Below are 5,706 nucleotides of genomic sequence, written 5' to 3'. Positions count from 1 at the left end.
TCGGCGTTGCGGAGGAGGTGTTCGGCGCCGCCTCGCTGCTGATCCGCTGCCCCGACGTGGCGGCGATGACGGCGGTGGCGGAAAAGCTGGAAGGGCAGCTGACGGCGACCCTGCAGATGGATGGCGAGGACAAGGCCGGGGTGGCCGGACTGATCCCGACGCTGGAGCGCAAGGCCGGCCGCATCCTGGCGAACGGCTGGCCCACGGGGGTGGAGGTCTGCCACGCGATGGTGCATGGCGGCCCGTTCCCGGCGACCTCGGACCCGCACAGCACCTCGGTCGGCACGCTGGCGATCCGCCGCTTCCTCCGCCCGGTCTGCTATCAGGACATCCCCGCCGACCTGCTGCCGGAGAGCTTGCGCGACGGCAACCCGCTCGGGCTGTGGCGCCGGGTCGATGGAGAGCTGGGGCACGGCTGATACGCTGGCAGGGTGGGGGCTGCTCAGCCCCTGCCCCGTGCGTTGCCCGCTCGCTTGCCCACTCGTCTGGCCTGCCGTTCCATCGCGGCCCGCAGCAAGGCGGCGAAACGGAAGGGTGCGTGCAGGAACTTGCTGTAGGGCAACGTCGCGAACCACCCGAGGACGAGGCCGAGATGGACCAGCAGCCCCAGTCCCATCGCCGCCGTTTCGCGCAGGGCCAGCAGGCTTAAGCCGCTGGCTGCCACAAGGAACAGCAGCGCCAGCAATGCGCAGTCCGCGCCCGCCAATCCCTTTGCCACCGGCCCCGGATCGGCGCGCAGCTTCAACAGAACGAGACCTGCCGTGCCGATCACCATTCCGCCCCCTCCGAGGCTGCCGAACAGGACGGGCAGACTGAGGACCGGATAGGGTGCCTGCCAGCCCAATCCATGGTCATAGACGGTCGCCACACCGGTGGCAGCGAAACAAAGCGCCACCCCATAGAACAGCGCATGGTGGAATCGCCGCCGCGCCCGGGAAAAGCGTTCGTCCCGGTCATTGCAGCCCGCCCCGCCGCCACCGAGATTGCGCAGGCTGGCCGCGTCGGACAAGGCGTCGCACAGAGCCGGCCGCAGTGCCACACCAGCGGGTGCCGGCCCCATGCCGCGCCAGAAAGACGCGACGCTGAAGCCGATGGCGAGCAGCGACCACAGCATCACCGCCCCGGCCACCCCGGCGACGGCTCCCCACGGCACCACCCGATAGAAGGCGCCTTCCCCTGCATGCCGCCCGAACACCAGCTCCGGCGGCACCCACAGCAGGACGGGAAGCACCACCAGCGCCACCGAGACAAAGGTCACGGCAGCGACGAAGGACCACCCGGTGCCGGGCAGCCGCCCCCTGAGCGGCGGCGGCCAGACATGATCACGGTAACTCTGCTGTCTGACCAGGCTCAGGCTCTTCGGCAGGTTCAGGTCGAAGGCGTGTGGCGGGGCGTATTGGCATGCATGGTAACAGGAGCGGCAATTGTGGCAGAGGTTGGACAGGAAGGTCAGGTCATTCGCCGATACCAGCCGCCGCGATTTCAGCGCGGGGAAGACGGCACAATAGCCATCGCAGAACTGGCAGGCGTTGCAGATGTCCAGCGCCCGGCGGGCGGTGGCGGCGATCCGCTCCGTGTCATCGTCAGCGCAGGGCATGGACCGCGGCCTCCCGACCGGCGATGCGTCCGAACACGGCGCTGATCGCCATGGCACTGCCCGCCAGATAACCGCCGCCCAGGATGTTGGGCGCCATGATGACTCCTGCGGCGTGAACGCCATCGAAAGCCGCCCCATCCCGCCGCAGCACCCTTGCCCGTTCATCCACCCTTACCCCAAGGCAGGTGGAGGTAACGCCGGCCCGAACCGGATAGGCCCCGAAAGGGGGAATCAGGATCGGCGAGGCCAACCGCGTCTTCGGCGGATGGAGGCCCGCCGTCGCCTCACCGGTGATCGCCGCATTGTAGGCGGTCACCGTGGCGTTCAGCACGCCCGGAGCGATGCCCAGTGCCGACGCCAAGTCGCCAATGGAGTCCGCCTGGATAGCCGGGAAGATGGAGGGCCGGAACCGCTCCCCGATCACCGCATCGAAGAGCGAGAAGGCGACACCGCCGGGACAGCGGGCCACCAGTTCACCCCAAACGGTGTAGCGCGTCGGCCCGACGACCGCCCCTTCATCGGCGAAGCGCCGGCCCTCCCGGTCGACGACGATACCGTGGGCGATGCCGTCCAGCCGGGTAACGATGCCACCGTCGAACAGCGGCGCACGGCCATCCACCGCGACCATATGGCAGCGGTCCGCCGCCCCCACCGGCGTCGCCCCCTGCGCCAGCAAGGCCCGTAGCGGGATGCCCGTCGCATGCGGTGTGCCGCGGATGGCAAAATAGTCGGCGGCCTCGCCCCATTCCCGGCGCAGCCAGCCGCAATCGCCCTGGAATCCGCCGGAAGCGACGACGAGCGACCGCGCCCGGACAGTGACTTCGGGCTCCCCCAGGGTGATGGCGGGCGGACCGTCCAGCAAATGTAGGGCGCGCACCTCGCCGTCATAGCGGATGGCGACGCCCAACTCCTTCACCGTGGCGTACAGCGCGTTCACCAAAGCCTTCCCGCCGCCGAGAAAGAAAACCGTCTTGCGGGAATAGGGCAGAACCTCGTCAGCGGCGCCGTGGAAGCGCACCCCGTTGCCGGCAAGCCAATCGACGATGCCGGCGCTGCTCTCGACGAACAGGCGGGACAGCCCCGCATCGGCAGTGTCGGCGACCCGCCGCAGCTCTGCCAGATAGTCCCCGGCCGGGTAGCATCCCAGGACCCACGGCGTCGGCGCCTGATGCATGACCCGCATGTTGCGGGAATGGCGGGCGTTCCCGCCGCGCAACGGCCTGGATGCCGCTTCCAGCAGCAGGACGGACGCACCGGCCCGGCGGGCTGCGATCGCGGCGCAAAGCGCGGCACTCCCACCGCCAACCACCAGAACGTCGAAGTCACAGGAAACGCCAGTCATCGATCTTTCACGGTAAAAGGCACTCCGCAGCCGGTATTGCGGCCGAAGCCTGGGAAACCAGGCATGGCTTTAGTCCCCGATGGCCCCCCTGGAAAGGGGCGACACCTGCGACACAGGGCTGCGGCAGATGGGCTGCTGGCAGGGACAGCCGGATCAGCCCGACCACAGCCGGTCCTGGCAGCGTGACGGGAATTCCGAGCCGTGCCGGCTGTCTTCAGCCCCATCGCCAACATTCTGACCAATCTGGTGCTCTACACCCTGCTGGCGGCACTGGTCATGCTGGCTGCCGGCGTGTGGTTCTTTCCCAACGCCACCTATGCGACGCGGGTCGGCGTCGTGCAGCCGAGCCGGTCCCCGTCAGCCACGAGCATCATGTCGGCGGGCTGGGGTTGGACTGCCGCTATTGCCACACGTCGGTGGAGGTGACGGGGCTGTATTGGCATTTCGCCAACATCGTCTGGATTTTTCTCTACCCGATCATCCATTCGGTTGGACGGAGCGGTCCATGACCGGCTTTCCCAGCACCCACCTGTTCACCTGCGTGGCGCTGGTAGCGTTGCTGGCAGCGACGCTGGACCCTTGCCTATGTGCCGATGCCGGGTCCGCCGAATCTCGCGCTGACGCTGGAAGCTGCACGGCGCAGCACGACAGAGCATGTCGACGAGGGTATAGCGACCACAACAAGTGGCGGTGCTGGCGGACATCCGCGATCTGCACGACCTCATCATCCGGCCCATCGTCGACTCCCGCCGGCCCATCGTCCGCGAGGTCGGCACGGCATGGTCCAGGAGGACATCGGCCTCGTCCATGAGATGCCGCGTGCCATCGTCCATTTCACATCGCCGGATAGCGCCGAGGATGCGCCGCGCGCCTACATGACCATCCATGTCGGGGAAGATGGCACGACCTACGTGCCCGAGAACTTCCTGACGCCGGTGAAGACCACCGACGTGCTGACCTGCCGATTGGACGATCTCAACAGCGAGACCGTCGCCCGGCTGGTCGACCGGTTCCTGGCGAAAGCCATGCAGGGGCAAGAGGCGAACCGGACCGGGATGATCGCCCGGAGTCCGGTGTTAACGCAAAGTTGGTTTTCCATAAACCATGCTTGACTCCAGCACACATTTTGTGTGCAGTGCAGCATAATTCCCCGCGCATGAACCTGGACGGCCGCCGCGGGATCGAGGCGCCGAACCGAGGTCGCTCCCACCCCCATGACGGCTGGAGTTGTCATGATCGAGTTGATCTTCGTTGTTTGCCTTGTGTCCAGTCCCGACCGCTGCACCGTCGAACGCCCGCAGTTCCAGGAGCCGTTCGTCAATGTCATGGCCTGTTCGCGCACCGGCCTTTTCCGGGCAGCCGAATGGGCGGAACAGCACCCGAAATACACGGTCCGCCGCTGGAAGTGCGAACCGCGCCAGATCTGAGGACACCGAGCATTCCGCCGAAAAAGGCCCCCCTCTTTTGAGCGGACCAATTCCATCAGCATCCATGATTGTTATTTATGACAATCAACGCTGGTCCGTGGGCGCGCACCCATGGACGGGATGGAAGGGGTCCAGCCATGCTTGTTCATATCGCAGTCTTTCTCGCGACGGCTCTGCTGCCGGCTGTGTCCGTTGCAGCCGGTCCGGCGAACGATTACCCGACCGCGGCACGGGCTGATTACGTGATCGCCTGCATGGCGTCGAACGGACAGTCGCACATCGTCATGGAGAAATGCGCCTGCAGCATCGACGCCATCGCCGACCGCATCACCTATGACGACTACACGGCCATCGAGACGGTGAAGGTGATGGCCGATCTGCCGGGCGAACGCGCCGGACTCTTTCGCAGCTCCGGCTGGGCGAAGGATCTGATGGACCGTTTCCGCCAAGCCCAGGTCGCCGCCGACCGCCAGTGTTTCTAAACACCTGGCGCTACAGAGCCTAGTCGCCCTTATCGCCGGGTGCCAGCGGTACGGTTTGCGTGAAGGTGGCACCCTTGGTGTCATGGGAGACCACTTCCAGGCTGCCTCCCGCGGTGGGCACGAAGCTGAAGCGCAGGTTCGGATCCTCGGCAATCGAGATGTCGGTGTCCGCCTCCAGCACCGTCTGGCCGCCGGAGCGGATGAGGATCGACTGGACATAGTGGGCGGGGATGTAGGTCCGGCTGACCTGATCGAACTGCAGGCCGCTGCTGTTGGGATGGCTGATCATCACCTGCGCTGTGGCGGGGCTGCCAGGGGGCAGCATTTCCGGAAGCTTCACCTTGATGCGGCCGAGACGCGCCATCGCTTCCTGCGGATCCTTGACGGCGGGGGCGGAGCAACCGCCGGCCGCCTTCACATAGGCCGCCGCCATCAGCAGCCGGCCGTCCTGCGTCTCTCCCACGACGTGGAGGTTGGTGTATTCGTTGACGCGGACACGGGTCTCGATGCTGCTGCTGGCGCTGGCCGGGCCGAAACGGATGGTGGCGGCCAGCGGCACCGGGTTCTTGTCGACCAGCAGGGACAGCGTCTTCAGGCGAAGCGACGGATCGACCTCGACCCGCACCGGCACCAGCGCCGCATCGTGGGCGCGCGCCGGCGCGTCGATGCGGAGGCGGTCGCCGGCTAGCTCCACAGGGCGGTCCTTGAAATACATGTCCTGCAGCAGCTCCCAGCGCGCCGCGTCGTCGCCAGTGTCGGTGACGGCAAGAGCCGGCATGGACAGGGCGATCAGGAGCCCCATCAACGGAATTCGCTTCTGCGGAGATTGCATCATCGCTCCCGCTCCTATTCCCATTC

At 66.7% G+C, this 5,706-nt stretch carries 7 protein-coding genes and 1 pseudogene; 5 read left to right on the top strand and 3 right to left on the bottom strand.

Features of this window, described 5'->3' with window-relative positions; all coding sequences use genetic code 11:
* A pseudogene (locus tag I71_RS16470) lies at window positions 1–419 on the top strand (aldehyde dehydrogenase (NADP(+))); the annotation flags it as partial.
* A 23-nt stretch (window positions 420–442) separates the two neighbouring features.
* On the opposite strand, the gene tcuB reads toward I71_RS16470, so the two are convergent.
* Together tcuB and tcuA are read right to left on the bottom strand one after the other, a co-directional pair.
* On the bottom strand, window positions 443–1,597 hold the full coding sequence (gene tcuB / locus I71_RS16465) for a tricarballylate utilization 4Fe-4S protein TcuB (RefSeq protein WP_042695929.1): 1,155 nt from the start codon (window positions 1,595–1,597) through the stop codon (window positions 443–445).
* Complete coding sequence (gene tcuA / locus I71_RS16460) at window positions 1,584–2,939, bottom strand: FAD-dependent tricarballylate dehydrogenase TcuA (RefSeq protein WP_042695928.1); 1,356 nt, start codon at window positions 2,937–2,939, stop codon at window positions 1,584–1,586. The genes tcuB and tcuA overlap by 14 nt, the downstream gene beginning before the upstream one ends.
* Window positions 2,940–3,140: 201 nt before the next feature.
* Here tcuA and I71_RS38330 point away from each other — a divergent pair, with 201 nt between their 5' ends.
* The 4 genes from I71_RS38330 to I71_RS16440 all read left to right on the top strand — a co-directional run bounded on the left by I71_RS38330 (window position 3,141) and on the right by I71_RS16440 (window position 4,848).
* Window positions 3,141–3,365 carry a hypothetical protein gene (locus tag I71_RS38330; RefSeq protein WP_042695927.1) on the top strand — a complete coding sequence of 75 codons (225 nt, stop codon included), beginning with the start codon at window positions 3,141–3,143 and terminating at the stop codon, window positions 3,363–3,365.
* Between the two features lie 353 nt (window positions 3,366–3,718).
* A complete protein-coding gene (locus I71_RS16450; RefSeq protein ID WP_042695926.1) occupies window positions 3,719–4,051 on the top strand; it encodes a hypothetical protein in 333 nt (110 codons plus the stop codon).
* A gap of 120 nt (window positions 4,052–4,171) precedes the next feature.
* Window positions 4,172–4,366 carry a hypothetical protein gene (locus I71_RS16445; RefSeq protein WP_049976161.1) on the top strand — a complete coding sequence of 65 codons (195 nt, stop codon included), beginning with the start codon at window positions 4,172–4,174 and terminating at the stop codon, window positions 4,364–4,366.
* Between the two features lie 137 nt (window positions 4,367–4,503).
* The gene (locus I71_RS16440) at window positions 4,504–4,848 is read left to right on the top strand and encodes a hypothetical protein (RefSeq protein WP_042695925.1); all 345 of its coding nucleotides are present in this window, start codon (window positions 4,504–4,506) and stop codon (window positions 4,846–4,848) included.
* A 19-nt stretch (window positions 4,849–4,867) separates the two neighbouring features.
* Here the strand turns inward: I71_RS16440 and I71_RS16435 are convergent.
* A partial coding sequence (locus I71_RS16435; protein WP_244433877.1) for a quinoprotein dehydrogenase-associated SoxYZ-like carrier occupies window positions 4,868–5,706 on the bottom strand: 839 nt, incomplete at its 5' end.

The sequence above is a fragment of the Azospirillum sp. B506 genome (genome assembly GCF_000333595.1).
Lineage (GTDB): Bacteria > Pseudomonadota > Alphaproteobacteria > Azospirillales > Azospirillaceae > Azospirillum.
This window is presented reverse-complemented; position numbering and strand designations above follow the sequence as displayed.

What these genes read in the sequence shown, in the direction of transcription:
- I71_RS16450 (WP_042695926.1), top strand. Translation starts at nt 3,719, where the DNA reads ATGGTCCAGGAGGACATCGGCCTCGTCCATGAGATGCCGCGTGCCATC.
- I71_RS16440 (WP_042695925.1), top strand. Translation starts at nt 4,504, where the DNA reads ATGCTTGTTCATATCGCAGTCTTTCTCGCGACGGCTCTGCTGCCGGCT.
- tcuB (WP_042695929.1), bottom strand. Translation starts at nt 1,597, where the DNA reads ATGCCCTGCGCTGACGATGACACGGAGCGGATCGCCGCCACCGCCCGC.
- tcuA (WP_042695928.1), bottom strand. Translation starts at nt 2,939, where the DNA reads ATGACTGGCGTTTCCTGTGACTTCGACGTTCTGGTGGTTGGCGGTGGG.
- I71_RS16445 (WP_049976161.1), top strand. Translation starts at nt 4,172, where the DNA reads ATGATCGAGTTGATCTTCGTTGTTTGCCTTGTGTCCAGTCCCGACCGC.